25 protein-coding genes are annotated in these 26,382 nt (G+C 71.4%); 15 read left to right on the plus strand and 10 right to left on the minus strand.

Annotated features, from left to right (window positions below):
• On the plus strand, positions 1-1,050 hold a 1,050-nt coding region (locus tag ASF43_RS28345; RefSeq protein ID WP_156373557.1), incomplete at its 5' end, for a type VI secretion system Vgr family protein.
• Between the two features lie 349 nt (positions 1,051-1,399).
• Here the strand turns inward: ASF43_RS28345 and ASF43_RS28350 are convergent.
• A complete protein-coding gene (locus tag ASF43_RS28350; RefSeq protein WP_056189292.1) occupies positions 1,400-1,885 on the minus strand; it encodes an acyl-CoA thioesterase in 486 nt (161 codons plus the stop codon).
• A 67-nt stretch (positions 1,886-1,952) separates the two neighbouring features.
• Positions 1,953-3,593 (minus strand): FMN-binding glutamate synthase family protein, encoded by a 1,641-nt coding sequence (locus tag ASF43_RS28355; protein ID WP_235578401.1) that lies wholly within the window; start codon positions 3,591-3,593, stop codon positions 1,953-1,955.
• 190 nt (positions 3,594-3,783) lie between these two features.
• On the opposite strand from ASF43_RS28355, the gene ASF43_RS28360 reads away from it, so the two are divergent.
• Entirely contained in the window at positions 3,784-3,966 is a 183-nt protein-coding gene (locus ASF43_RS28360) for a hypothetical protein (RefSeq protein ID WP_056189297.1), read from the plus strand.
• Positions 3,967-4,148: 182 nt separating this feature from the next.
• Positions 4,149-5,399 (plus strand): hypothetical protein, encoded by a 1,251-nt coding sequence (locus tag ASF43_RS28365; RefSeq protein WP_056189301.1) that lies wholly within the window; start codon positions 4,149-4,151, stop codon positions 5,397-5,399.
• A gap of 6 nt (positions 5,400-5,405) precedes the next feature.
• Here ASF43_RS28365 and ASF43_RS28370 read toward each other — a convergent pair whose 3' ends face one another.
• The 3 genes from ASF43_RS28370 to prpR all read right to left on the minus strand — a co-directional run bounded on the left by ASF43_RS28370 (position 5,406) and on the right by prpR (position 9,716).
• Positions 5,406-7,154: a bifunctional diguanylate cyclase/phosphodiesterase gene (locus tag ASF43_RS28370; RefSeq protein ID WP_056189919.1), complete on the minus strand. Its 1,749-nt coding sequence runs from the start codon at positions 7,152-7,154 to the stop codon at positions 5,406-5,408.
• Between the two features lie 14 nt (positions 7,155-7,168).
• Positions 7,169-7,567 carry a hypothetical protein gene (locus ASF43_RS28375; protein WP_056189304.1) on the minus strand — a complete coding sequence of 133 codons (399 nt, stop codon included), beginning with the start codon at positions 7,565-7,567 and terminating at the stop codon, positions 7,169-7,171.
• Positions 7,568-7,778: 211 nt separating this feature from the next.
• Positions 7,779-9,716 carry a propionate catabolism operon regulatory protein PrpR gene (prpR, locus tag ASF43_RS28380; RefSeq protein WP_056189306.1) on the minus strand — a complete coding sequence of 646 codons (1,938 nt, stop codon included), beginning with the start codon at positions 9,714-9,716 and terminating at the stop codon, positions 7,779-7,781.
• 186 nt (positions 9,717-9,902) lie between these two features.
• Here prpR and ASF43_RS28385 point away from each other — a divergent pair, with 186 nt between their 5' ends.
• The 6 genes from ASF43_RS28385 to ASF43_RS28410 all read left to right on the plus strand — a co-directional run bounded on the left by ASF43_RS28385 (position 9,903) and on the right by ASF43_RS28410 (position 15,728).
• Positions 9,903-10,886 (plus strand): tripartite tricarboxylate transporter substrate binding protein, encoded by a 984-nt coding sequence (locus tag ASF43_RS28385; protein WP_082498256.1) that lies wholly within the window; start codon positions 9,903-9,905, stop codon positions 10,884-10,886.
• A 26-nt stretch (positions 10,887-10,912) separates the two neighbouring features.
• Complete coding sequence (locus ASF43_RS28390; protein WP_056189309.1) at positions 10,913-11,902, plus strand: tripartite tricarboxylate transporter substrate binding protein; 990 nt, start codon at positions 10,913-10,915, stop codon at positions 11,900-11,902.
• Positions 11,902-13,305 (plus strand): 3-isopropylmalate dehydratase large subunit, encoded by a 1,404-nt coding sequence (gene leuC / locus ASF43_RS28395; RefSeq protein ID WP_056189312.1) that lies wholly within the window; start codon positions 11,902-11,904, stop codon positions 13,303-13,305. Before ASF43_RS28390 ends, leuC begins: the two co-directional genes overlap by 1 nt.
• On the plus strand, positions 13,302-13,907 hold the full coding sequence (gene leuD, locus ASF43_RS28400; protein ID WP_056189316.1) for a 3-isopropylmalate dehydratase small subunit: 606 nt from the start codon (positions 13,302-13,304) through the stop codon (positions 13,905-13,907). The genes leuC and leuD overlap by 4 nt, the downstream gene beginning before the upstream one ends.
• 30 nt (positions 13,908-13,937) lie before the next feature.
• Positions 13,938-14,804: an oxaloacetate decarboxylase gene (locus ASF43_RS28405; protein WP_056189317.1), complete on the plus strand. Its 867-nt coding sequence runs from the start codon at positions 13,938-13,940 to the stop codon at positions 14,802-14,804.
• Positions 14,805-14,927: 123 nt separating this feature from the next.
• Positions 14,928-15,728: a class III extradiol ring-cleavage dioxygenase gene (locus ASF43_RS28410; RefSeq protein WP_056189320.1), complete on the plus strand. Its 801-nt coding sequence runs from the start codon at positions 14,928-14,930 to the stop codon at positions 15,726-15,728.
• On the opposite strand, the gene ASF43_RS28415 is transcribed toward ASF43_RS28410, so the two are convergent.
• Positions 15,720-16,541, minus strand: a complete 822-nt coding sequence (locus ASF43_RS28415; RefSeq protein ID WP_056189322.1) for a M48 family metallopeptidase — start codon at positions 16,539-16,541, stop codon at positions 15,720-15,722. The two genes, ASF43_RS28410 and ASF43_RS28415, sit on opposite strands and share 9 nt — an antisense overlap.
• Before the next feature lie 53 nt (positions 16,542-16,594).
• Between ASF43_RS28415 and ASF43_RS28420 the strand changes: the two genes are divergently transcribed.
• The 3 genes from ASF43_RS28420 (at position 16,595) to ASF43_RS28430 (ending at position 20,051) form a co-directional block, all read left to right on the plus strand.
• Entirely contained in the window at positions 16,595-17,932 is a 1,338-nt protein-coding gene (locus tag ASF43_RS28420; protein WP_056189324.1) for an MFS transporter, read from the plus strand.
• Positions 17,933-18,031: 99 nt separating this feature from the next.
• Entirely contained in the window at positions 18,032-18,745 is a 714-nt protein-coding gene (locus tag ASF43_RS28425) for a response regulator (protein ID WP_056189327.1), read from the plus strand.
• A 37-nt stretch (positions 18,746-18,782) separates the two neighbouring features.
• Positions 18,783-20,051, plus strand: coding sequence for a HAMP domain-containing sensor histidine kinase (locus ASF43_RS28430; protein WP_235578402.1), 1,269 nt, complete (start codon positions 18,783-18,785; stop codon positions 20,049-20,051).
• Here ASF43_RS28430 and ASF43_RS28435 read toward each other — a convergent pair.
• Positions 20,048-20,962: a dienelactone hydrolase family protein gene (locus ASF43_RS28435; protein ID WP_056189330.1), complete on the minus strand. Its 915-nt coding sequence runs from the start codon at positions 20,960-20,962 to the stop codon at positions 20,048-20,050. The genes ASF43_RS28430 and ASF43_RS28435 overlap by 4 nt on opposite strands.
• 156 nt (positions 20,963-21,118) lie before the next feature.
• A complete protein-coding gene (locus ASF43_RS28440; RefSeq protein ID WP_056189332.1) occupies positions 21,119-21,433 on the minus strand; it encodes a hypothetical protein in 315 nt (104 codons plus the stop codon).
• Positions 21,434-21,624: 191 nt separating this feature from the next.
• Here ASF43_RS28440 and ASF43_RS28445 point away from each other — a divergent pair, with 191 nt between their 5' ends.
• From ASF43_RS28445 to ASF43_RS28455, 3 genes are read left to right on the plus strand one after another with little or no spacing between them, the layout of a single operon-like run.
• Positions 21,625-22,599: a tripartite tricarboxylate transporter substrate binding protein gene (locus ASF43_RS28445; RefSeq protein WP_082498229.1), complete on the plus strand. Its 975-nt coding sequence runs from the start codon at positions 21,625-21,627 to the stop codon at positions 22,597-22,599.
• 1 nt (position 22,600) lies between these two features.
• Positions 22,601-23,401, plus strand: a complete 801-nt coding sequence (locus tag ASF43_RS28450; protein WP_056189335.1) for an amidohydrolase — start codon at positions 22,601-22,603, stop codon at positions 23,399-23,401.
• A gap of 14 nt (positions 23,402-23,415) precedes the next feature.
• A complete protein-coding gene (locus ASF43_RS28455; RefSeq protein ID WP_156373559.1) occupies positions 23,416-24,390 on the plus strand; it encodes a tripartite tricarboxylate transporter substrate binding protein in 975 nt (324 codons plus the stop codon).
• Positions 24,391-24,398: 8 nt separating this feature from the next.
• On the opposite strand, the gene ASF43_RS28460 is transcribed toward ASF43_RS28455, so the two are convergent.
• Both ASF43_RS28460 and ASF43_RS28465 read right to left on the minus strand, forming a co-directional pair.
• Positions 24,399-25,280, minus strand: a complete 882-nt coding sequence (locus ASF43_RS28460; protein ID WP_056189340.1) for a LysR family transcriptional regulator — start codon at positions 25,278-25,280, stop codon at positions 24,399-24,401.
• Between the two features lie 17 nt (positions 25,281-25,297).
• Positions 25,298-26,341, minus strand: coding sequence for a nitronate monooxygenase family protein (locus ASF43_RS28465; RefSeq protein ID WP_056189342.1), 1,044 nt, complete (start codon positions 26,339-26,341; stop codon positions 25,298-25,300).
• Positions 26,342-26,382: the final 41 nt, after the last annotated feature.

A 26,382-nucleotide genomic window follows, 5' to 3' on the forward strand; every position in this document is an offset into this window, starting at 1 on the left:
CAGCTGGTCTTCGACGACAGCGACCAGCAGCTCAGAACCCAGCTGGCCACCAGCCAGTACGACACCCAGCTGAACCTGGGCCACCTGATCCACCAGGCRGACAACCACCGCGGCAGCTTCAGGGGCCTGGGCTTTGAGCTGCGCACCGGGGCCTACGGGGCCATCCGCGCCGGCCAGGGGGTGCTGGTCACGAGCTACGGCACGCAGCCGGGCGAGCCGGCCGGCGACAACGCACCGGGCATCGCACTGCAGGGCCAGCTGGCGAACCTGATCAAAACCTTCAGCCAGGCCGCCAGGACGCACCAGACGGTGCAGCTGGCCGACGCCATCGGCAGCACGCAAGCCGGCCACAGCCGCTTGAGCGACAGCCAACCACCGGCCCCGGCGCTGCACACGGTGCTCAAGGGCATGGTGGACGCACAGGACCTGGGCCAGGCGCAAGCCGACGCGGCCGACCGGAGCACTGCCACCGCAGACACCAAGCTGCCGCACAGCGGCGCGCCCATCGTGCAGATCGCCGCCAAGGCCGGTCTTGCCAGCGTGGCCGGCCAGGACGTGCAGTGGAGCGCAGGCGAGGGCATCGTGATCGGCTCGGGGCAGGACACGCATGTCGCCACCGGCGGGGCCAGCCGCATCCACACCGGTCAGGCCATCGGCGTGCTGGCCGGGGCGGTGCAGCCCGGCGACAAGGCCCAGGGCAAGGGGATCACGGTGATCGCCGGGCGCGGCGACATCGACATCCAAGCGCAGGCCGACCGCATGCAGCTGGCGGCCCAGGGCGACGTGCACATCCAGAGCCAGAGCGCGCACGTGGAATGGGCCGCGGCCAAGCGCATCGTGCTGGCCACGGCAGGCGGGGCCACGGTCACGCTGGCAGGCGGCAACATCGACATCGAGTGCCCGGGCAAGATCACGTTGTATGCGGGCCAGAAGTCGTTTGTGGGGCCAGAGAAGGTGAGCTATCCGATGCCGGCGATGCCGAAGTCGATCTGCATCGCCTGCCTGAAAAAAGCGTTGCGCATGGCGCCCGCCTTCACCCAGGTGCAGTGACATGCGTTTCAGCGATCCCTTCGATCCCGACTGGCTGCCGTGGCTGCGACGGCAGCCCAGACGATGCGCAAGCATGTCTGGCATCGGCAGCACCTCACCAAGAGCGTCAACAGGGTTGGAAGCGGTGCCTGCAGGCGGCACCGCGCTGCTGCCGACCTTTAAAGACCTTCGAATCAGTCCGCAAGCGCGCTGGCCACCAACCCGCATCACGCTCTGACCGGTCGGCCGCCCCGTCCGGGCTGCGACCGCCCCCAGGCACGCGCGACAGTGTGATTGGCGGGCAGGGCGCGAAACCACACGGCCGGATCTGCGTGCACGCAGGCAGGGCCGACCCCCATCCTGGCCTGCTCTACGCTTCCTGCGCTCGAATCGCCTCGGAGCGCTTGGCCAGCTCGTGCCGCAGCTGCTTGCGCTCCAGGGCCTGCGCATGGCGCCGGCGTTCGTCCGGCGAGAAGGGGCGCAGAGGCGCCACGGCCACGGGCTTGCGTGCCTCGTCCACCGCCACCATCGTGAAGAAGCAGCTGTTGACGTGCCGCGATACCTGCGTGCGGATGTTTTCGGCGATGACCTTGACGCCGACTTCCATCGAGGACTTGCCCGTGTAGTTGACCGAGGCCAGGAAGGTCACGAGCTCGCCCACCATGATCGGCTCGCGAAACATCACCTGGTCCACCGACAGTGTGACCACGTAGCAGGCCGAGTAGCGCGCCGCGCAGGCGTAGGCCACCTGGTCCAGCAACTTGAGGATGGTGCCGCCGTGCACGTTGCCCGAAAAATTGGCGGTGTCGGGCGTCATGAGCACGGTCATCGTGAGCTGGTGTGCGGGCATGTCCACGGGGCTTCTCCTGGCATCTGGCGGTGGGGCGCCATTGTGCCCCGGCACCGCCGCGCCGGGCACGATGTCAGCGGGCGGCGTGCAGCCCCTGCTCCACCGGCAGGAAGCTGTCGGCGCTGGCGATCGGCCAGTAGTAGCGGAACACGTTGTGCAGCTCGTCCACCGGGCCGAGCAGCGAACCGGGCGCCACACGCATGATCAGGTTGGACAGCAGCCGCACCTCGGTGTCGGAGATGCGCCGCACGATGTGGTGCGCCGTGATCTGCTGGGGATGGTCCAGCCCGGCGGCCTGCACCAGTTCCTGCAGCGCGTGCAGCGTGCTGCGGTGGAAGTTGTGCACGCGCTCAGCCTTGGCCGGCACCACCAGCGCCTTCTGGCGCAGCGGGTCCTGCGTGGTCACGCCCGTGGGGCAGTGGCCGGTGTGGCAAGCCTGGGCCTGGATGCAGCCCAGCGCCATCATGAAGCCGCGCCCGGCGTTGCACCAGTCGGCCCCCAGCGCCATCATGCGCGCCATGTCGAAGGCGGTGATGACCTTGCCGGCACAGCCGATCTTGATGCGGTGGCGCAGGTTCACGCCGACCAGCGTGTTGTGCACCATCAGCAGGCCCTCCTGCAGCGGCGCGCCCACGTGGTCGCTGAACTCCACGGGCGCGGCGCCGGTTCCGCCCTCGGCACCGTCGACCACGATGAAGTCGGGCGTGATGTTGGTCTTCTGCATGGCCTTGACGATGGCAAACCATTCCCAGGGATGGCCCAGGCAGAACTTGAAGCCCACCGGCTTGCCACCGGACAGCCGGCGCAGCTCGGCGATGAATTCCATCATTTCCACCGGCGTGCCGAAGGCGCTGTGCGAGGACGGCGAGATGCAGTCCACGCCCACCGGGACACCGCGCGCCGCCGCGATCTCGGGCGTGACCTTGGGGCCGGGCAGCACGCCGCCGTGGCCGGGCTTGGCGCCCTGGCTCAGCTTGAGCTCGATCATCTTGACCTGCGGGTCGGCCGCGGCGGCGGCAAAGCGCTCGGGGCTGAAGCTGCCGTCGTCGTGGCGGCAGCCGAAGTAGCCCGAGCCGATCTCCCAGATCAGATCGCCGCCGTGCACGCGGTGGTGCTGCGAGATCGAGCCCTCGCCCGTGTCGTGCGCGAAGCCGCCCAGCCTGGCGCCCTGGTTCAGCGCCAGGATGGCGTTGGCCGACAGCGCGCCGAAGCTCATGGCCGAGATGTTGAACACGCTGGCGCTGTACGGCTGGGTGCACGGTTGCGCGCCGCCCGCGTCGCCGATGGTCACGCGGAAGTCGTGGCCGGCCAGCTGGGTCGGCCGCATGGAGTGATTGATCCACTCGTAGCCCAGCTGGCTCACGTCCAGGTGCGTGCCGAAGGGCCGGTTGTCCGGGTCACCCTTGGCGCGCTGGTAGACCAGCGAACGCTGCGCGCGCGAGAACGGCGCGGCCTCGGTGTCGCTCTCGATGAAGTACTGGCGCATCTCGGGCCGGATGAACTCCAGCAGGAAGCGCATGTGGCCGATGACCGGGTAATTGCGCAGGATGGCGTGGCGCGTCTGGCGCAGGTCGTGCACGCCGGTGGCCGTCAGCGCCGCGAACAGCACCAGCGCCAGCCACGCCGTCCACAGGTGCGGCGCCACCACGGCCGTGACGAGGCTCGCGCACAGGCCCAGGATGCACAGCCCGAAGCTGCTGTAGCGAATGGGCAAAGGGGGGTTCGTCTTTTTGGAAATGGCCGTCTCCGGTGCAGGGCAAGGGCCATCGTGCACGGCCCCGTGGGGCGCCATCATGACAGCGCGGGCCGGATCGTCGGCATGCGACTACACGGCCTCAAGCCCCAGGCCGCGCGACGCCGCACGCCGGCCGGTGCACGCTGGCGTATCACCACCGGAGACCACCATGCCCGACACCCACAAGCCCGACCCCGCCGACCAGCCGCGCATCGACGAGGAGCCCGGCATCACGCAAGAGGAGGCCGTGCCCAGCGACGGAAAGGACACGCACGGCGAGAAGATGATGGAAGAGCTGGGCCGCGACAAGCCAGGCCCGAAGCTGTCCAACACACCAGCCGAGAAGGAATGAACATGGCCACCATGCCACCCGGTCCTCCGCCCGAGCCCGTGCAGCCCGTCGACACGCCGCCCAGCGGCCCGGCCGGCCCGCTGCCCACTCCCTCCCCGATGTAAGGCTGGCGCCAGCACGGTCGGCGCGTGCCGTAGCATGCGCCGATGCGTACGCTCTCCAGATCACTCGGTGCCCTCGTGATGCTCGCGGCCGTCGCCCTGCCGCTGGGCTTCGTGGCGCTGCTGGGCCTGGCCTGGTATTGCACCGACAACTACCCTAGCGTGCCGCGTGCCGCGCCGCCCACGGCGGCCACGGTCGAGCATGCGCGCCGCCTGCTCGAGCGCAACGACCCGCGCCAGGCCAGGAGCGGCATGCTGCGCACCATCACGCTCACCCAGGACGAACTGGACCTGGTGTTGGCCTATGCCGCGCAACGCGCCATGCAGGGCGGCGCGAGGCTGGCCCTGCAGCAGGACCAGGCCAGACTACAGGCCAGCCTGCCGCTGCCGAGCAATCCGTTCGGCGGCTTCCTGAACATTGAGGCCAGCCTGGTCGACACCGGCGCCATGCCGCGCATCGACACCTTGCGCCTGGGCCGGCTGCAGGTGCCGCAGCAGCTCAATGCATGGATCCTGGCGCTGGGCGTGCGCTGGTTGCAGCAGGACCCGGCCTACGGGCCGGCCGCCGATGCCATCCAGCGGGTGCGCATCACGCCCGACATGCTGAGCCTGGTCTACGCCTGGAACGACCAGCTGCCTGCCCAACTGCAGGCCAGCCTCGTGGATCCGGCCGACGTGGAGCGGCTGCAGGCCTACCAGGCACGGCTGGTGCTGCTGCGCAGCGACGACCCCGCCGGGCTGGGACTGCACCAGCTGCTGCAGTCGGTGATGGACCTGGCCACGCAACGCGCCGGCCGCAGCGCCACACCCGAAGCGCTGGCACTGGAGCGGCGCGCGGCGCTGGTGGTGGCCGCCTTCCACGTCAACGGCAAGGGCCTTGGCGCCGTGGTGCCGGCCGCTGCCGACTGGCCCGCGCCGCTGCCGCGCCGCATCACGCTGGCCGGCCGTGTCGACCTGGCCCAGCACTTCAGCGTGTCGGCTGCGCTGGCCGCGGCGGCCGGCACGCCGCTGGCCGACGCGGTGGGGCTGTACAAGGAGACCGAAGACGCGCGTGGCGGCAGCGGCTTCTCGTTCGCCGACCTGGCAGCCGACCGCGCCGGCACGCGCTTCGGCCAGCTGGCCGTGGGGCCGGCGGCCGCCCAGCAGCGGCTGCAGCGCCGCCTGACGGCTGGCCTGCAGGACCAGGACCTGCTGCCCGCCGTGCGCGACCTGCCCGAGATGCTGCAGGAGGCCGAGTTCAAGCGCCGCTACGGCTCGGTGGACAGCGCAGCCTTCAAGCGGCTGCAAGGCGACATTGACCGGCGCATCGCGGCGCTGGCGCTGCACCGCTAGCCGCCGTTACGGCCGCGCACGGAGCCAGGCGTCGAACTGCTCCACGGTCAGCGGCCGTGCGAAGTGGTAGCCCTGGCCCTTGTCGCACTGCATCGTGGCCAGCAGCCTGGCCTGTGCCTCGGTCTCGATGCCCTCGGCCACGGTGCGCAGGTTCAGGCTCTGCGCCACGCGCAGTGTGGCCTCCACCAGCACGCGGTGGTGGCGGCTGGTCTCCAGCTGGCTCACGAACGAACGGTCGATCTTGAGCAGGTCGATCGGCAACTGGTGCAGGCTGGACAGCGAGGAATAGCCGGTGCCGAAATCGTCCAGCGCCAGCGTGAGGCCCAGCCGCTTCAGCTCGCGCAGCCGCATCTGCACCGACGCATCCTGCGCGGCCATGCTTTCGGTCACCTCCAGCTGGAGCTGCGCGGGCTGCATGCCGCTCGCCTCCAGCACCGCGGCCACGTCGTCGACGAGCGAGGGGTGCGGCAATTGCCCGCGCGACAGGTTGACGGCCATGAGGCGGGGCGCCAGCGCGCCATGCTGGCGCTGCCACCGCATGAACTGGTGGCAGGCCTCGCCGAGCACGAAGGCGCCCAGCTCCACGATCAGGCCCGACTCCTCGGCGATGCCGATGAACGCGTCCGGCGGTACCACGCCTCGCACCGGGTGGCGCCAGCGCACGAGCGCCTCCACGGCCTCGACGCGGCCGCTGTGCAGTGCGATGACCGGCTGGTAGACGACGAAGAGCTCGCCGCGCTGCACGGCATCGCGCAGGTCGTTCTCGATGGCACTGCGCTGGTGCGCGCGCTGCTGCAGCGCGTCGTCGAACGCCATGGCGCGGTTGCCGCCGGCGCGCTGGGCCGCCACCATGGCCAGGCGTGCGTGGTACAGCAGCTCGCCAGCGCTCGACGATCCAGGCCCGGCCTGCGCGGAGCCGATGCTCACGGTGCAGCGCAGCCTGTGGCCCTGCAGCGCATAGGGGCGGTCCAGCGCCTGCACCACGCGCGCGGCCAGCTCGGCGGCCAGCCCAGGCTGCGGCTCACGCTCGATGGCCAGCGCAAACTCGTCGCCCGCGATGCGCGCCACCAGGCCGCGCTGCGCCACGGCCGTCTCCAGCGGCGCGGGCACGGTCTCCACCGAAGCGCCCGGCCCGGCGTCCACCACGCTGCGCAGCCGCGTGGCGATCTGCGCCAGCACGGCATCGCCTGCCGTCTGCCCCACCGTGTCGTTGACATGCTGGAAGCGGTCGCAGTTGATGACCAGCAGCACCAGCTGGCGTGCGCTGGCGTTGCCCTGCTCCAGCCGCTGGGCCAGGTAGGCATGCAGGGCCTGGCGGTTCGGCAGACCGGTGAGGCTGTCGGTGTTGGCCGCTGCGTCCACGCGGCGGCGCTGGCGCCGCTCGTCCCGGGTCGCGTCGTGCAGCACGGCTGTCAGGCGCTTGCCGTCCACGCTGAACAGGCTGAGCGCCAGCGTGCGCTGGCGTTCGGGAAACGTGGCGGCCGTGGGCCCGCCGCCGTCGAAGCGCAGGCCTTCGCACAGCACGCCGCGCGGCCCGGCCTGGCGCGCGGCCAGGCGCCGGGCGCTTGGCACGGCGTCCTGCAGCACGTCGAACAGGTTGTCGAGCACGGCATCGCGCGCCAGCGGCATCAGCAGCTGCGCCGCCATGGGGTTCATCATGTGGATGCGACCGTCGGTTTCGGCATCGACCAGGCCGACGGGCGTCTGGTACAGGAACTGGATCAGCGACTGGAACGCGTCGCTGTCCTCCGGCACGGAGGGCGGCGGCACTAGCGCGGCGCCCGTTGCACGAGCACGTAGCGGTAGCGCAGCGGCGGGCCCGCCAGCAACCGCAGCTTTACGGCCGTGGGGCGCATGCGCAGCGTCAGCACGTAGTCGATGGTGGCGTCCAACGGTTCACCCTGCGCTGCGGCGTCTTCGAAGCGCTGGGCCACGAGGTAGTTGTTCATGCACGGCGCGATGGTGTCGAACAGGTGAAAGCCCAGCACGCGTTCGGGCAACAAGCCCGCAGCGACAGACTCGAACTGGTTGTAGACGCGCACGATGCCCCCTTCGTCGAAGCCGATCACGCCGAACGCCAGGCGATCGATGTCACCCTCTTCCAGCAGCCTGACTGGGTCGGGCGCCTGCATGTCGGCGCCGCTGTGGTGTTCGGTCGGCAGGTTCATCGCGGCCGGCCGGGTGCGGACTTGCGCGACGCCGCCGCCGCTGCGGCAAGCTTCTTGAAGGCCCAGGACATGAGGCCCATCCGTAGAAGAAATTTCAGCATGCTGCCCCTCCTGCATTGAGTGCGGTCACCCACGCGTGGATCGCGGTGGTTGGGCCAATCACGATAACAGCAGCCCGCAGGTCGCGGTGTAGGACAAGCCTTCGCCTGACTCAGCCGGGCTCTTGCTGCAACCAGCGCCATAGCGTAGAGCGGCTGATGCCCAGCGCACGGGCTGCCGACTGGCGGTTGCCGGCATGCTGGCGCAGGGTCTCGCGCGCCAGGCCGGTGCGCGGGCCGGCAACGGCCACCGGCAGCGCGGTCGACGCACGGGGCACGCCGTCGGCGAACAGCTCGGGGCAATCGTGCGGCAGCCCGCTCCAGTCGATGGGCTCGCCAGGCGCGAACTGCACCAGGTACACCGCCAGCCGCTCGCAGATGTTCTCCAGCTCGCGCACGTTGCCGGGCCAGGCATAGGCCTGCAGCCGCGGCAGCAGCGCCTGCAATGCCGGCCCGGCCGGCAGCGGCGATTGCAGCCGCGCCAGGCAACGCTGCACGCGCTGCTCGGCCATGCGGGCCACGTCGCCAGCGCGTTCGCGCAGCGGCGGCAGCGCCAGCCGCAGGATGTTGAGCCGGAAGTACAGGTCCTGCCGGAAGCGGCCCTGCGCCACCATCTCGGCCAGCGGCTGGTGCGTGGCGGCGATCACGCGCAGGTCCACCGGCACCGGCGATGAACTGCCCACGCGCAGCACCTCGCGCTCCTGCAGCACACGCAGCATCCGCGTCTGCAGCGAGATGGGCATGTCGCCGATCTCGTCCAGGAACAGGGTGCCCGTGTGCGCCGCCTCGAACAGCCCGCGCTTGCCGCCGCGGCGCGCACCGGTGAAGGCGCCCTCCTCGTAGCCGAACAGCTCGCTTTCCAGCAGACTCTCGGGGAACGCCGCGCAGTTCACGGCCACGAAGGGCTTGCCGGCGCGCGCGCTCTCGTTGTGCATGGATTGGGCGAACAGCTCCTTGCCGGTGCCGCTCTCGCCCGCGATCAGGATGGTGAGGTCGGTGCGCGCGAAGCGGCGCGCGCTGGCCACGGCACGCAGCAGCGCCGGGCTCTGGCCCTCCAGGTCGTCGAAGCGGTAGCGGGCCGAGGCCTGCTGGCGTCGCTGCTGCATGCGCAGCCGCGAGTCGGCCTCGTGGATGGAGCCCGCGTCGTACAGCGTCAGCGCCGCGCCCACCACCTCGCCGCGCACGCGCACCGGCGCCCGCTTGGCCACCCAGTTGCGCCGGCCGATGTGCTGCACGCGCGCGCCCTCGGACGCACCCGTGGCCAGCGTCTCGCGCAGCGACAGCTCGCTCTGCAGCGCCGACAGCTCGCGCCCCAAGAGCCCGGCGGCCGGCGCCCCCAGGATCTGCTGCATCGGCGGATTGACGGCGATGACACGGTGCTCGCGGTCCACGGCCAGCACCGCGTCTTCCAGTGTGTACAGCACGGCGCCGAGCTGGGCGTGGCGCTCGGCCTCCATGCGCGCCACGCGGGCCAGCTCGATCGCGTCCTCGAAGCCCTGGCGGATGCTGGCATGCGAATAGGCCAGCAGCCCGCACAGGCCCGCTGCCTCGGCCATTTCCACCACGATGCTGGAGCCCACGATGATGGTGAAGCCGGCGGTGCGCAGCGCCTCGATGGCACGGTGCGCATCGTCCGGCGTCTCATAGGCATGCTGGGCGATCTCGATGCGCAGCAGGTCCTTCACGGCTTCCAGGTCGGGCAGCGTCTTGCCGTAGACCACCACGCCGACCCGGCGCGACATGCGCCGCGCGGCGATCAGCGCCTGCAGGATGTCCAGCCCGGCCAGCTGGATCGTGGCCACCGGTGCGCGCAGCTGCTGGCGCAGCAGGCCGGCGTTGGCGCCCGCGCTGATGAAGGCGTCCACCCCGCCCTGGTCCACGCGCTCGCTTGCCAGCGCCACGGTCTCGCTGACGCGGCTGTCCAGCAGTTCGATCTCGGCGCGGCTGCGGTATTCGGCGATCACGGGCGCCGAGAACTCGCGCAGGTGCCGGTAGCCGAGGAAGCACAGACGCGGCAGGCGCGAAGTGGCGGCAAAAGCGATGGCGCTCATCGGTCGGTGTTCCATGGATGTTGCACGATGCAACGCGATTGTTGCACCGGCGCGTCGCAGTGAAACGCCGTGCGACTCTCATTCCAGCAGGATCAAGCACTTGCGGATGTGTCGCGCCTGGCATGGCCTGTGCACCACCACGGCACCGCTGCCAGTGCTGCAGCGGCGGACCACAAGGAGACAAGCATGCGCACCCCGCCCCACGCCCATACCGGCGTGCTCAACCGCCGCCATGTACTGGGCGCCCTGGGCGCCCTCGCCCTGGCCGGCCCGGCCACTGCCGCCACCTATCCCGCCAAACCCGTCACGCTGGTCGTGCCCTACTCGGCCGGTGGCGGCACCGACATCGTGGGCCGGCTGCTGGCGCAAAAGCTCAGTGAGCGCTGGGGCCAGTCGGTGGTGGTGGACAACCGGACCGGCGCCAACGGCGTGATCGGCTCGCACATGGTGTCCAAGGCATTGCCGGACGGCTACACCTTGCTGCTGGTGGTCGGCTCGCACGCGGTGAACCCCACGCTGATGAAGACCATGCCCTACGACACGGTGACCGCCTTCACCTCGATCACCAACGTCGCCACCTCGCCCATGGTGCTGGTGGTGTCGGCCAGGGGGCCGTACAGGACGCTGCCCGAGCTGCTGCAGGCAGCGCGCACCACCGAGCTGGGCGTGGGCAACTCCGAGGGCCAGACGCGGCTGACGGGCGAGCTGATCCGCCAAGCCGCGGGCCTGAAGACCGTGGAGGTGCCCTACAAGGGCGGCGCCCCCATGATGGTGGACATCATCGGCGGCCATCTGCCCATGGGCCTGACCAGCGTGCTGACCGCGCTGCCGCATGTGCAGGCCGGCAATCTGCGCGTGATCGGCGTGGCCAGCCGCGAGCGGCTCGACGTGTTCCCCGACGCCATGACCTACGCCGAGGCCGGTGTGCCGGGCGTAGAGTCGCTCAGCTGGTACGGCATGTTCGGACCGGCCGGCATGCCGGCGCCGCTGGTGGAACAGATCGGCCGCGACCTGCGCGCCGTCTGCGCCGACCCAGCCGTGGTGGCGCAGCTGCGCGGCCAGGGCGCGCAGCTGGTGCTGAGCAGCCCGGCCGAGCTGGACCGCTTCGTGCGCGGCGAGGCCGGCAAGTGGGCCGCCGTGGCCCAGCGCGGCGGCATCCGCGCCGAATGAATTCATCACGCCATCGGAGACACCCCATGCAAGACACCACCCCCGCGCGGCGCCGCCTGCTGGGCATCGCCCTCGCGCTGGCCGCCTGCGCCCTGCCCCCTGTCCACGCCCAGGGCGACTACCCCACCAAGCCGATCCGGCTCATCGTGCCGTTCGCCACCGGCGGCGTGAGCGACACCAGCGCGCGCATCGTGGCCGAGAAGCTGGGCCAGCAGCTGGGCCAGCAGGTGGTGGTGGACAACAAGCCCGGCGCGGCCGGCAACATCGGCACGCAGATGGTGGCCGCGGCCGAGCCCGACGGCTACACGCTGCTGCTGGGCTACGACGGCACGCTGGTGATCAACCCCAACGTCTACGCCAAGGTGCCGTTCGATCCCATCAAGGACTTTGCGCCGATCGGCAAGATCGGCGACGCGGTGCTGATCGTGGTGGTCAACCCCAAGCTGGGCGCGAGCAATCTGGCCGAGCTGCAGGCCGTGGCCAGGTCCACCGCCGGCGGCCTGTCTTACGGCAGCGCCGGCACCGGCAGCACCACCCACCTGGCCGGCGAGATGCTGCACCAGCGCACCGGCATGCCGCTGACCCACGTGCCCTACAAGGGCGGCGGCCAGGCCATGGGCGACCTGGTGGGCGGCACGCTGCCCATGCTGTACACGGCGGTGGCCGGCGCCATGCCCTTCATCAAGGGCAACCAGATCCGGCCGATCGCCGTGTCCTCGCGCCAGCGCGTGGCGTCGCTGCCTGACGTGCCGACCTTCATCGAGGCGGGCCTGAAGGACTTCGAGTTCAACTCCTGGGTCAGTCTGATGGCCCCGGCGCGCATGCCCAAGCCCATCGTCGACAAGCTGAACCAGGCCTTGAACAAAGTGCTGACGGCGCCCGAGATGCGCGACCGGCTGGCCACGCTGGGCATCGTCGCCATGCCGGGCACGCCGCAGGACCACGCGCAGGAGATCGTGCGCGACCTGGAGAAGAACAAGGCGGTGGTGAAGACCGCCGGCATCCGGATCGACTGATGGCGACGCTGTTCGACCAGATCTGGGCCGCCCACGCCGTGGCCCGCAACGAGGCCGGTGAAGACCTCATCTACATCGACCGGCACCTGGTGCAGGAGGTGTCCAGCCCGCAGGCCTTTGCCAGTATGGCGGCCAGCGGGCACGTCCTGCGTTCCACGGCCCGCCACGTGGCCGTGCAGGACCACAACGTGCCGACCACGGCCGACCGGCTCACGCACATCCCGAACGCCGAGAGCGCCGAGCAGATCGCCACGCTGCGCCGCAACACCCGCGCCACCGGCATGCGCCTGCTGGACCTGGATGATCCGCTCCAGGGCATCGTGCACGTGGTCGCGCCCGAGCTGGGCTATGTGCTGCCGGGCAGCACCGTGGTCTGCGGCGATTCGCACTCGGCCACGCTGGGCGCGCTGGGCGCGCTGGCCTGGGGCATCGGCACCTCCGAGGTGGCGCACGTGATGAGCACGCAGAGCCTGTGGATGCGCAAGCCGCGCACGCTGGGCGTGCGGATCGACGGCACGCTGGCGCCGGGCGTCTACGCCAAGGACCTGGCGCTGGCGCTGATCCACCAGATCGGCACCAGCGGCGGCACCGGCCACGGCATCGAGTACTTCGGCCCCACCGTGCAGGCGTTGAGCATGGAAGCGCGCATGACCCTGTGCAACATGACCATCGAGGCCGGTTCGCGCTTCGGCCTGATCGCGCCCGACGCGACGACGCTGGCGTATCTGCGCGCGCGCGTGCAGGGCCCGGCACGCGCGCATTTCGAGCAGGCTGCGCAGGCCTGGGCGCAGCTGCGCACCGAGGCACCGGAACAGTTCGACCGCCTGATGCTGCTGGACGCCGGCCGCGTGGCGCCGCGCGTGACCTGGGGCACCACGCCGGCCGACAGCGCCGCGTTCTCTGGCCGCGTGGGCGACGGTGTCACACCGCAGGACGCGGCCGAGCAGCGCCGGCTGGACGAAAGCCTGGCCTACATGGGCCTCGCACCCGGCCAGGCGCTGGCCGAGGTGGCGATCGACGTGGCCTTCATCGGCTCGTGCACCAACGGCCGGCTGGAAGACCTGCGCGCCGCCGCGGCCGTGGCGCGCGGGCACCGCGTGGCGGCGGGCGTGCGGGCGCTGGTGGTGCCCGGCTCGGGCAGCGTCAAGCGCGCGGCCGAGGCCGAGGGCCTGGCCCAGGTGTTCGTGGACGCCGGCTTCGAATGGCGCGAGTCCGGCTGTTCCATGTGCATCGGCATGAACGGCGACAGCCTGGCACCGGGCCAGCGCTGCGCCTCCACCTCGAACCGCAACTTCGAGAACCGCCAGGGCCAGGGCGGCCGCACGCATTTGATGAGCCCGGCGGCAGCCGCCGCCTCGGCGCTGCGCGGCAAGTTGACCGACCCGCGGGAGTTCCTGGCATGAAGGCCGTCATCGCGCAGGCCCACGGCCGCGCCGCGCTGATGCAGCGCGACGACATCGACACCGACGCCATCTTTCCGGGCCGCTTCCTGCGGCTGGTCACGCGCGACGGCATGGGCGCCCACTTGTTCGCCGACTGGCGCGCCGAGGGCCGGCCCGAGGTGGCCTTCATGCAGCAGCCCGCGCCCGCGCGGCTGCTGGTGGCGGCGCAGAACTTCGGCTGCGGCTCCTCGCGCGAGCATGCCGTGTGGGCGCTGGCCGACTACGGCGTGCAGGCCGTGGTGGCGCTGTCGTTCGGCGACATCTTCCGCAACAACTGCGCCAAGAACGGCATCGTCGCCGCCAGCATCGCGCCGGCCGAGCATGCGCTGCTGCTGCAGGCCTTCGCTGCCGGCACCGACGTGCAGCTGGACCTGCAGGTGGCCGCGCGCACGCTGCGCCTGCCCGACGGCAGCCTGCTGCCCATCCAACTCGCCGACGGCCATGCCGAGCAGCTGCTGTCGGCCGAAGACGAGGTCGACCGCACGCTGCGCCACGAGGCCGCGCTGCGCGCCTACGAGGAGCGCGTGCGCCAGCAGCAGCCCTGGCTCGCCTCCATCACCTGAACCTTCTCCATCCCACAAAGGACACCCGCAATGGCCAATCCCATCCTCCGCCAGAAACTCGACGCCAAGGAATTCCTCGTCATCCCCGGCGTGCAGGACATGATCGCCGCGACCATGGTCAACAAGGTCGGCTTCGACATCGTCTACGGCACCGGCTACTGGCTCACAGCCTCCAGCCTGGGGCTGCCGGACGCCGGCATCGCCACCTACACGCAGATGGTGGACCGCATGCGCACCGTGGCGCGCACCACGCCCGGCGCCGCGCTGATCGCCGACGCCGACACCGGCTACGGCGGCCTGCTGAACGTGCACCACACGGTGCGCGGCTACGAGGAAGCCGGCGTCACCGCCATCCAGATCGAGGACCAGGAGTTCCCCAAGAAGTGCGGCCATACGCCGTACAAGCGCTGCGTGCCGGTGCAGGACATGGTCGAGAAGATCCAGGTCGCGGCCGAGGCACGCCAGGACAAGGAGAACTTCCTCATCATCGCGCGCACCGACGCGCGCGCCAGCGGCGGCGTGGACGAGGCCCTGCGCCGCCTGGAGGCCTACGACAAGGCCGGCGCCGACATCCTGTTCTTCGAGGCGCCGCAGTCCGAGGACGAGATGCGAACCGCCTGCGCGGCCTTTGACAAGCCCATGCTGGCCAACATGGCCGACGGCGGCAAGACGCCGATCCTGCCGGCCGAGGTGCTGAAAGAGATCGGCTACGCGCTGGCGATCTACCCCTCGATGACCAGCCTGGTCGCTGCCGCCGCGATGGAGAAGGCGCTGCGCACGCTGAAGGACAAGGGCCTGAGCCAGACGCCGGACATCGACATGTTCGACTTCAACGAGTTCTGCAAGCTGATCGGCTTCCAGGAGGTGTGGGATTTCGAGAAGCGCTGGGCCAGGTGAGGGGCCGGCGCGGCATGCAAAAGCTTTGAAGCCAGGCTTCAAACGCCCAGCGCTGCCAACGGGTACACCGCACCTACATTGGCTGGGAGGGCCCCACCCACCCCGCCCGTGTCGAAAGCTGCCATGTCGCTCCCCGCCCCCCTGCCCACCCTGTTCGTCTCGCACGGCGCGCCCATGTTCGCGCTCGAAGCCGGCACCAGCGGCCCGGCGCTGCGGCGCTGGGCCCAGACGTTGCCCGGTGGCCTGCGCGGCATCGTGCTGATGTCGCCCCATTGGCAGGCGCATGGCGCGGCCGTGATGACGGGCGCGCAGCCCGCCACCTGGCACGACTTCGGCGGCTTCCCACGCCCGCTGTACGCGCTGCAATACCCCGCGCCCGGCGCGCCCGATCTCGGCGCCGAGGTGCTGGCCCGGCTGCAGGCGGCCGGCATCGCGGCCAGCGCCGACGCGCAGCGCCCGTTCGACCATGGCGCCTGGGTGCCGCTCATGCACCTGTTCCCGCAGGCCGACGTACCGCTGGTGCAGATGGCGCTGCCCATGGACGCCGGACCGGCCCAGGTCTACGCCATGGGCGCGGCCCTGGCCGGCCTGCGCGAGGCAGGCGTGCTGGTCATCGGCTCGGGCAGCATGACGCACAACCTGTCGGAGTTCTTCGGCGGCGCGCGCGAAGCCGCGCCGTACGTGCTGGCGTTCAGCCGCTGGATCGAGGACGCCGTGCTGCGCGGCGACCGCGCCGCGCTGCTGGACTACCGGCGCCAGGCGCCGCATGCGCAGCGCGCCCACCCGAGCGAGGACCACTTCCTGCCGATCTTCTTCGCGCTGGGCGCCGCGGGCTGGGGCCAGGGCCGGCCGGTGCAGGCCGACTACCTCACGCGCGAGGTGATGTACGGCATGCTGGCGATGGACAGCTTTGCCCTAGCTTGAGCGCTTGGCCCGCTCGTACAGCGGCATCACCTTGGGCAGGTTGCGCTCGATCTCGGCGATGCGCGACCTGCCGGCCGGGTGCGTGCTGAGCCACTGCGGCGGCGCGCCCTTGCTGGCCGCGCTCATCTTGTTCCACAGCGTGATGCCGGCGCGCGGGTCGTAGCCGGCGCGTGCGGCCAGCTCCAGGCCCACCAGGTCGGCCTGCAGCTCGTTGTCGCGCGAGAAGCTCAGCGACAGCAACTGCGCGCCGCCGCCGATGACCTGCTGGCCGATGGCCCCCGCGCCCAGGATCTGGCTCAGGATGCTGGCGCCGATGTTGGTGGCCGCGTTCTTGCCGGCGCGCTCGCGCGCATGCTCGCGCAGCGCATGGGCGATCTCGTGGCCCATCACGGCGGCAATTTCGTCGTCGGTCAGTTTGAGCTGGCTCAGGATGCCGGTGTAGAACGCGATCTTGCCGCCCGGCATGCACCAGGCGTTGATCTGCTTGCTGCCGATCAGGTTGACCTCCCAGCGCCAGTCCTTGGCGCGCGGGTTCCAGTCCAGCGCGTGCGGGATGATGCGTTCGGCGATCACGCGCAGGCGCTGCAGCTGCGGGTTGCTGGCCGGCGCCAGGGCGCCCTGCTGCTGCGCCTCGCGCAGCACCTGGCGGTATTGCTGCTCGGCCACCTGCTCCATTTCGGCGGCCGACACCAGCCGCGTGAAGGCCGAGTTCTCGCCGATGTCCACGCCTTCGCGTTGCGCAAAGGCGGCGGGTGCGCCCAGCAGCGCCGCCCCCAGGCAGACCATGGCAAGAGATGTGCGCGCGTTCTTCATTCGATGCTTTCCAGGGAGCCGGCCGCGTGGAGGCCTGAACGTATTATTCCCACATGACCAGCCCATCGGCAAAGCCCTCTCCTGCCGTACCACCATCCTGGGCCGCCACGCTGCAGGTCTACCTCGAACCCGCCACTTTGCGCATGCTCTCGCTGGGCTTCGCGGCCGGCCTGCCGCTTCTGCTGGTGCTGGGCACGCTGAGCTTCCGGCTGCGCGGCGCGGGCATCGACCGCACCACCATCGGCTACCTGAGCTGGGTCGGCCTGGCCTACGGCTTCAAGTGGGTCTGGGCGCCGCTGGTCGACCGGCTGCCACTGCCGCCGCTCACCACGTGGCTGGGCCGGCGGCGCGGCTGGCTGCTGTTGTCGCAGGCGCTGGTCGTGGCCGGCCTGGTCGGCATGGCGCTGGCCGATCCGCGCAGCGGCCTGCAGCCGCTGGTGTGGTGCGCGCTGCTGGTGGCCTTCGGCTCGGCCACGCAGGACATCGCGCTGGACGCATTCCGCATCGAGTCGGCCAGCACCGAGCGCCAGGCCGCACTGGCCGCGGCCTACCAGACGGGTTACCGCCTCGCCATGATCTGGGCCGGCGCCGGCGTGCTGTGGGTGGTCGCCTGGGCCAAGCAGGACGTGGACGGCTACCAGAACGCGGCCTGGACCACGGCCTACCTGGTCATGGCCGCCTCGATGGCGGTCGGCGTGCTGACGGTGCTGCTCTCGCGCGAGCCCGCGCCGCGCGCCTTCACGCCGGCACGCAGCGTGGGCGAGTGGCTGCAGGGCGCGCTGGTCGAGCCGTTCGCCGACTTCATCCGCCGCTACCGCTGGCAGGCCGCTCTGATCCTGGCGCTGATCGCCATCTACCGCATCAGCGACGTGGTGATGGGCATCATGGCCAACCCGTTCTACGTGGACATGGGCTTCACCGAGGGCGAGGTGGCCACCGTGAGCAAGGTCTACGGCGTCGTCATGACGCTGGTCGGCGCCTTCATCGGCGGCGTGATGGCCATGCGCCTGGGCGTGATGCGCGTGCTGATGCTGGGCGCCGTGCTCAGCGCGGCCAGCAACCTGCTGTTCGCCTGGATGGCCGGCCGCGGGCACGACATCATGGCGCTGACGCTGGTGGTCTCGGCCGACAACCTGGCCGGCGGCATCGCGTCGGCGGCCTTCATCGCCTACCTGTCGAGCCTGACGAACATCAACTACTCGGCCACGCAGTACGCGCTGTTCAGCTCGCTGATGCTGCTGCTGCCCAAGTTCATCGCCGGCTTTTCGGGCGCGTACGTCGATGCGTTCGGCTACGCCGACTTCTTCACGAGCACCGCGCTGCTGGGCCTGCCGGTGCTGCTGCTGGTGTGGCTGGCGTCCAGGACGCAGGCGGTGAAGCCCCCAGGCTGAAGCACGCAGGCACGCGCGTTTACGTATCTTTACGGCGACGACAACCCCGCACCGGGAGAGCCGTCGCACCATCACTGGCCCCTTTGCACGATTGCACCCATGAGTACTCCATTGCTGATGATCGAAGACGACACCCGGCTGGCCCACATGGTGGGCGAGTACCTGGGGCAGTCCGGCTTCGTCGTGCACCACACGCCGACCGCGCAGGAGGGCCTGGCCCGGCTGCAGGCGCCCGGCGCGTCGCTGCCGGACCTGGTCATCCTGGACCTGATGCTGCCCGACATGGACGGCCTGGAGGTGTGCCGCCGCATCCGCGCCGCGCAGGGCGACGTGGCACGCGTGCCGGTGCTGATGCTCACGGCCAAGGGCGACCCGCTGGACCGCATCATCGGCCTGGAGCTGGGCGCCGACGACTACCTTCCCAAGCCCTTCGAGCCACGCGAGCTACTGGCGCGCATCCGCGCCGTGCTGCGCCGGCGCAGCGAGGGCGCGCCCACGGCCAGCCAAGCCATGCGCTTCGGCTCGCTGGAGATCGACCGCGACGCGCGCGCCGTGACGGTGGCCGGCAAGGCCTGCGAACTCACGGCTTACCAGTTCGACCTGCTGGTGGCGCTGGCCGAGCGCGCCGGCCGCGTGCTGAGCCGCGACCAGATCATGGAGGCCGTGCGCGGCCGCGAGCTGGAGGCCTTCGACCGCTCGATCGACGTGCACATGGGCCGCATCCGCGCGGCCATCGAGGCCGACCCCAAGAACCCCAAGCGCATCGTGACCGTGCGCGGCGCCGGCTATGTCTTCGCCAAGCAACAGGATTGATCCCCGCGGGCGGCGCGCCAGCGCAATGGCCAACGAGATGAATCCGTCCGCCACGCCGGAATCGGCCAGCATGCCCGCCGTGCTGCAGCGGCTGTACGTGCGCATCTGGCTGTCGGTGCTGGTGGTGGTGGCCTCGCTGATGCTGTTGCTGGGATGGGCCTGGCGCGCCACGACCGACCCACCGGCGCGCACGGTCGTCGTGCAGAACATGGACGGTGCGGTCATCGGCCAGGGCGCCTGGCGCGGCACCCGTGACCGCGACGGCCGCGTGCCGCACGACGACAATGGCGACAACATGCCGCCGGACCCGGCGGTGGTGGCCCGCTACGCCGAACTCAAGAGCGGCCCTGAATTCCTGGTGCGCATGGCCGACGGGCAGGACATCCTGATCCACCTGCCGCGGCCGCCGCGCTCGCAATGGAGCCGGCCACCCAACGGCTTCTTCTGGGTGCTGGGCATGGTGGGCTTCGGCACGGCGCTGGTCATGTGGCCGCTGGCGCGCCGGCTCACGCGCCGGCTGGAGCGGCTGCAGCGCGGCGTGGAACGCTGGGGCGGCGGCGACCTGTCGGCCCGCGTGCCGATGTCGGGCCGCGACGAGGTCGGCCTGCTGGCGCAGCGCTTCAACACCGCGGCCGAGCGCATCGAGGTGCTGCTGCAGTCGCAGAAATCGCTGCTGGCCAATGCCTCGCACGAACTGCGCTCGCCGCTGGCGCGCATCCGCATGGCGCTGGAGCTCATGGGCGCCACGCCCACGCCGGCCATCCGCGAGGAGATCGGCCGCAACATCGCCGAGCTGGACCAGCTCATCGACGAGATCCTGCTGGCCAGCCGGCTGGACGCGCGCGAGGCCGACCTGGGCACGGTCGAAGAGGTGGACTGGACCGGCCTCACGGCCGAGGAATGCGCGCGGATGGACGTGGCCTTCGAGGTCGGCGAGGCCGGCCAGGAGGACGCCGCGCCGGTGCAGGTGCGCGGCGTGCCCAAGCTGCTGCGCCGCGCCGTGCGCAACCTGCTGGAGAACGCGCGCCGCTACGGCCGCGGCGAGGTCAAGGCCACGCTGGAGCGCAGCGGCCGGCAGGCCGTGCTGCGCGTGTTCGACCGCGGCCCCGGCGTGCCGGCAGCACTGCGCGAGCGCATCTTCGAGCCCTTCTACCGCCTGCCCGGCGCCAGCGAAAGCAACGGCGGCGTGGGCCTGGGGCTGGCCCTGGTCAAGTCGATCGCCGAACGGCACGGCGGCCGCGTGCGCTGCGAGGAGCGCGAAGGCGGCGGGGCCTGCTTCGTGATCGAGCTGCCGGACGCGGCTTAGGGGGCCAGCAGTGCCGCCAGTTCAGCGGCGAGGTTCTGGCGCCATTGCGCAGTCGCCTGCGGGTTGCCGCCCATCGAGGTGCCACGGCGTGCGCAGGCCTTCAGCGCGTCGGCCGGGGGCGCCACGTCCGGCGTGGGCAGCGTGAACGCGCAGGCGCCGTAGTTCGTCCATTGCCCGAAGTACGCCACGGGCGCGGGCGAGTCGAATGCATGGTGGGCGTTGGGATAGAGGCGGGCGCTGGCGTCCTGGCCGGCCGCGGCCATGCGGGCGACCAGCGCCTCGCAGGGCCTGGCCGGCGTCAGCTCGTCCCGCTCGGCCAGGTGCAACCGCAGCGGTCCGGCCAGTGCTTCGTACTGCGGGTAGCTGACGCTACAGGTCGGGTACAGCGCGACAAAGGCCTTGAACGCGGCGCCCCCGGCGCCGTGCGTGGATTGGGCCCAGGTCGTGGCAGCCACCATGGTGGCCGTGCCGCCATGGGAGCGGCCAAACAGCGCAGCACGCCCCGCATCGATCTGCGGATGGGTGGCCAGCAGCCTGAGTGCCTGGTAGGCGTCGGGCACGCGCTCTGGCGGCCGGATCGCGACACCGGCACCGCCGCTGGCGCCGGCCTTGAAGCCTCGGCCAGTGAAGCTGTCGACCACGGCCACCGCATACCCGCGCGGCACCAGGTCGGCCATGTCGGCGGCGTCCAGCACGGTGGGGCCGGTCCCGCCATGCAGCACCACGACCAGCGGGAACGGGCCCGCGCCCTGCGGCAGCTGCAGCGTGGCCTGCAGCGTCGTGCCGTCCGGCACACGGAATGCGAACGGCCCCTGGAACCCGGCCGCAAGCGTCGCTACGGGCTCGGCGGCGGCTGCCGCGCCGCCCCAGATGGCCAGCAGGCTAAAAAGAAGCGTGCGCAGGGTTAGCATGGGTGGGCCTCCAGTGTCGCCCGCATCATGCCGGACCACGGCACCGGGCGAATCCACCGTCCTGGGGACGCCACCATCGGCCCTGCGTGCGGCCCATCATCCGCGCTGGCCGCGCACTCGGGCGCCTCCCCACGCAGAGAGGGGATGCCCAGACCGTCACGCCGCCGGCTGCAGAAACCCCGGCTGCGGCCACTCCAGCAACTCGGCCGTGCGCGCCACGACCCAGTGGGCCTCCGGCGGCTCCACGCCGCTGCCGTCGGCCAGCAGCCCCATCCAGCAGCGGCGCAGCACTTCTTCCTTGGGCAGGTCGCCCTGTTCGAGGCTGGCGCACAGGGTGGTCATCTGCGCCGCCATGTCCTCGCACAGGTCGTGGCGTGCCTCCACATGCTCGCGGCTGGCGGTGGGCCGGCCGTGCTTGCTGTAGAGCGCCATGAAGGCGTCGGGAATGATGTTCTGGTTGGGTTCGTACATGGTGGGTCCACAGGCGGCCGGTCGATGCCGCAGCGTACCCCAGGGCAAGCCGAGATGGCCCACGGGGCGCGTTGCACGGCCCTGCTTCCATAAGCGCAGCCTATGCAAACGCAACGCGCGCCCCCGTTCCGTTGCGGCTACGCGCTGCCGATACTGCGGCAGCCGCGGACCGCGGCCCCATAGGAGACAGCATGCACACCCCTTTCCACCGCAGCCTGGCCGCGGCCCTGACCACCGCCCTGGCCTGCACGGCCGCCCTGGCGCAGACCCCCGCCGCCTGGCCCACCAAACCGATCCGCCTGATCGTGCCGTTCTCGGCCGGCGGCGCCAACGACCTGATGGCGCGCTCGGCGGCCGAGGGCGCGTCCAAGGCGCTGGGCCAGCCCGTGATCGTAGAGAACAAGCCGGGCGGCGGCACCACGCTGGGCGCCGACCTGGTGTCCAAGGCGGCACCGGACGGCTACACCTTTTTGATCAGCGCGGCCGGCGTCATCTCCAACAGCATGATCAAGAAAAGCATGCCGTACAAGGACGCCGACCTGGCGCCGGTGGCCATGATCGGCCTGGCGCCCTCGGTGATCCTGGTGCCGGCCGATGCGCCCTACAACACGCTGAAGGAATTCATCGCGGCCTCGCGCAAGGGCGACGGCTTCCACTGGGCGACCGCCGGCACCGGCAGCACCCCGCATTTCGTGGCCGGCGTGCTGCAGACCCGGTACGAGACCAAGCTGGACATCGTGCCCTACAAGAGTGGCTCGGAGTCGATCACGGCCGTGCTGGGCAAGCAGGTCGAGGCGACGTCGGAGGCCAGCATCGTGGCCATCCCCTACCTGAAGTCGGGCAAGCTCAAGGCACTGGCCGACACCTGGACGGCGCGCATCTCGGCCTACCCCGACCTGGCCACGGCCACCGAGCAGGGCTACGGCGAACTGCGCATCGCGCACTGGGCGGGCATGCACGCACCACGCAACACGCCGCCCGCCATCATGGACAAGATGGCAGCGGCCGTGGACGCGGCCATGAAGACGCCCGAGATCGCCAGCCGCCTGAAGGGCATGGGCATCGAGCCGATGGGCGGCACGCGCGCATCCTTCGAGAAGTTCGTCGACGACGAGCGCGCGCGCCTGGGCGCCGTGGTGAAGGCCACGGGCATGAAGGACGAATGAATTGACGGGCGCCGCCATCCGCGCCGTCGACAGCCACGCCCATGTGTTCGTGCGCGGGCTGCCGCTGGCACCCCGGCGCCGCCATGCGCCCGACTACGACGCGCCGCTGGCCCACTACCTGGCGCTGCTGGACGCGCATGGCGTCTCGCACGCGGTGCTGGTGCAGCCCAGCTTCCTGGGCACGGACAACGCCCACCTGCTGCAGGCCTTGCACGCCGCGCCGCAGCGCCTGCGCGGTGTCGCGGTGGTCGAGCCCGGCATCGACGCGCACGCATTGCAGGCGCTGCACCGGGCCGGCGTGTGCGGTCTGCGCCTGAACCTCGTGGGCCTGCCGCTGCCCGATCTGGCGCAGCCCGCCTGGCAGGGCCTGCTGGCCCGCGTGCGCGCGCTGGACTGGCATGTGGAAGTGCACCGCGATGCCGGCGACCTGGCGCGCGCGGCGCAGCCCGTGCTGGAGGCCGGCTGCAGGCTGGTGGTGGACCACTTCGGGCTGCCGGGCAGCGCCGGCGTCAGCGACTGGCTGCTGCGCGCCGCCGCGGGTGGCCGCACCTGGGTGAAGCTGTCGGCCGCCTACCGCAGCTGGCCCGGCGCCAGCGGCCCACAGGCCAGGGGCGCCGCGCAGGCCCTGCTGCAGGCCTTCGGCCCCGAGCGACTGCTGTGGGGCAGCGACTGGCCGCACACGCAACACCGCGAGCGCGTGGACTACAGCGCCGCCCATGCCGCGCTGGCCGACTGGGTGCCCGACGCCGCGGCGCGCCGGCGCATCCTGGTCGACACGCCGGCCGAGCTTTTTCACTTCTGATCCCGGAGACACGCATGCAGATGAACACCCCATGGGCCCGCCCGCTGCTCGCCGCCGCACTGGCATGCGCAGCCGTCGCCGCACAGGCCCAGGCCTGGCCCGCCAAGCCCATCAAGCTGGTGGTCAGCTACCCGCCCGGCGGCACGCTGGACGCGGTGGCCCGCATCATCGCCACGCCGCTGTCGCAGCGGCTGGGCCAGCCCGTGATCGTGGACAACCGGGCCGGCGCGGGGGGCGCCATCGGTGGCGACCTGGTGGCCAAGAGCGCGGCCGACGGCTACACCGTGCTGCTGGACGCGTCCAACCACGCGCAGAACCCGGCCCTGCGCAGCAAGATGCCGTTCGACACCTTGCACGACCTGGCGCCGGTATCGCTGCTGGTCAAGGTGCCCAACGTGCTGGTCGTCAACCCGTCGACCACGATCAAGACCGTGCAGGACCTGGTCACCCAGGCCCGGGCCAGGCCTGGCGAGATCAACTTCGCGTCCTCGGGCAACGGCTCGGCCCAGCACCTGGCGGCCGAGCAGTTCAGCGCCATGGCCGGCGTGCGCATGACGCATGTCGCGTACAAGGGCGGCGGCCCGGCGCTGACCGACGTGATGGCCGGCCAGGTGCCGGTGTTCTTCGGCAGCCTGGCCTCCAGCCTGGCCTACATCCAGGGCGGCAAGCTGCGCGCCGTGGCGGTGACGGGCAAGGCACGCGCGGCCGTGTTGCCGCAGCTGCCCACGGTGGCCGAGTCCGGCCTGCCGGGCTACGAGGTCTACGAATGGAACGCCGTGTTCGTGCCCACCGGCACGCCGGCCGCGGTGACGCAGCGCCTGTCGAAAGAGCTGGCAGCCGTGCTGCAGGAACCGGACGTGCGCAAGCGGCTGGAAGCCACGGGCGCCGAGGTGATCGGCTCCACGCCCGCCGAACTGGACGCCTTCCGCCGTGCCGAGCTGGCCAAGTGGAGCAAGCTGGCCAGGGACAACAAGATCCAGATGGACTGAGGCCCGCCTCAGGGCCCCAGCATCTGCGCAAACAGGTCGGCAAACCCCGGCCGCGAACGCATGCGCCACAGTGCCGAGAGCTCGAAGCGGGGCAGCACGTCGACCTCCTGCACCTCGGCGAAGCGCACGCCTTCGTGCTGCAGCGCGCGCACCGAGCGGGGCAGCAGCGACCAGCCCAGGCCTGCGGCCACACAGGCCAGCACCGTCAGCGTGCGGTTGGCGTCCTGCACCACGCGCACCTCGTGGCCGGCGCTGCGGCAGGCGCTGAGCAGCCGGGCGCGCAGGGCCGGGATCTGCTGCTCGGGGAACCACACCAGCCCGTGCCGCGCGATGTCGGCCAGCGACACGGGCGCGCCGCCCGCCGGCGCATCGGCCACCGGCAGCGCGGCCACGAAGGTCTCGCTGCCCAGCTGCAGTTCATGCACCCGCGCGTTGACGGACACCGGCGGGTGCAGCAGCGCCATGTCGATGCGCCCGCCTTCCAGCGCGGCCACCTGCTCGGCGTTGCTCATCTCGCGCAACACCACATCGAGTTGCGGATGCGCGGCACGCACACGCCGCAGCGCGCGCGGCAACACCTCGTAGACCGCGTGCGTGACGAAGCCGATCGTCAGCCGGCCCGCACGGCCGGCGCCGATGGCGCGCGCCCGCTCGGTGGCCGCGTCGCCATGCGCCAGGCTGGCGCGCAGGTCGTCCAGGATCGCCTGGCCGGCCTCGGTCAGCGCGGCGCCGCGCCGGTTGCGCTCGAACAGCTTGGCGCCGATTTCGGCTTCGAGCCGGTTCAGCGTCTGCGTGAGCGCGGGCTGCGCCTGGCCCAGGCGTTCGGCGGCCCGCGTGAGGCTGCCGGTCTCGGCAATTGCCACCACGCATCGCATCTGCCGGGTGTCCATGGCCGAGCCCGTGCGCCTCAGAGCCCGGCCAGGGCCCGCGTGAGCCGGGCCGCGCTGGGCTCGCCGCAGCCGCTGCGGTTCTGGCCCGACCACAGCGGCGAGAAGTCCGTGCGGCCTTGCGCCTCAGCCTTGGCGCGCAGCGGCGCCAGCGCGGCGGTGGCGGTCGGGAAGGCCGGCGCGTCCGCGCTCAGCGCGCCGGCTTCGCGCATCAGCCGGTTCACGATGCCGCGCGCGGGCCGGCCCGTGAACAGCCGTGTCAGCACCGCGGCGCCGGCCTCGGGGTCGCGCAATGCGGCGCGGTGCAAGGCGCTGGTCTCGGCCTCGTCGCAGCACAGGTAGGCGGTGCCGACCTGCACGGCGGTGGCGCCCAGTGCCAGCGCGGCCTGCACGCCGCGCGCGTCGGCGATGCCACCGGCCGCAACCACCGGCACCGACACCGCGTCGACGATCTGCGGCAGCAGCGCCATGGTGCCGCTTTGCAATGCCAGGTCGTCGGACAGGAAATGCCCGCGGTGTCCACCGGCCTCCAGGCCCTGGGCGATCACCACGTCGGCGCCGTGCTGCTGCAGCCAGAGCGCCTCGGCCACGGTGGTGGCGGACGACCAGACCTGCGCACCCCACGCCTTCACGCGGGCCAGCAGCGCGGGCGCCGGCAGGCCGAAGTGGAAGCTCACGATGGGCGGCTTGAATTCCTCCAGCACTTCGGCGATCTGCGCGCTGAAGGGCTGGCGGCCGGCGCCGGCGGGCACGGTGGCCGGGTCGATGCCGTGCTCGGCGAAGTACGGCGCCAGCCGCGCCCGCCAGCGTGCCTCGGCCGCGTCGTCGGGCGCCGGGGTCTGGTGCACGAAGAAGTTGACGTTGTACGGCGCGCCCGCCTGCGCCATCAGCGGTGCCAGCGTCTGCAGCTCGGTGCGCAGTCCGGCGGCGTCGAACATGGCGCCGGGCAACGACCCCAGGCCGCCCGCGCCGGCCACCGCGGCCGCAAGCCTGCTGCGCTGCACGCCGGCCATGGGGGCCTGGACGATGGGGAGTTGGGTGGCGTTCCACACGGGCTTGGGCATCGGCTGGCTCCTGGCGAAGAGAGGCGACGATCTTAGCGGCC

Origin of the sequence: Pseudorhodoferax sp. Leaf267 (genome assembly GCF_001422405.1) — a bacterium.
In the GTDB taxonomy this organism is placed as follows: domain Bacteria; phylum Pseudomonadota; class Gammaproteobacteria; order Burkholderiales; family Burkholderiaceae_C; genus Pseudorhodoferax.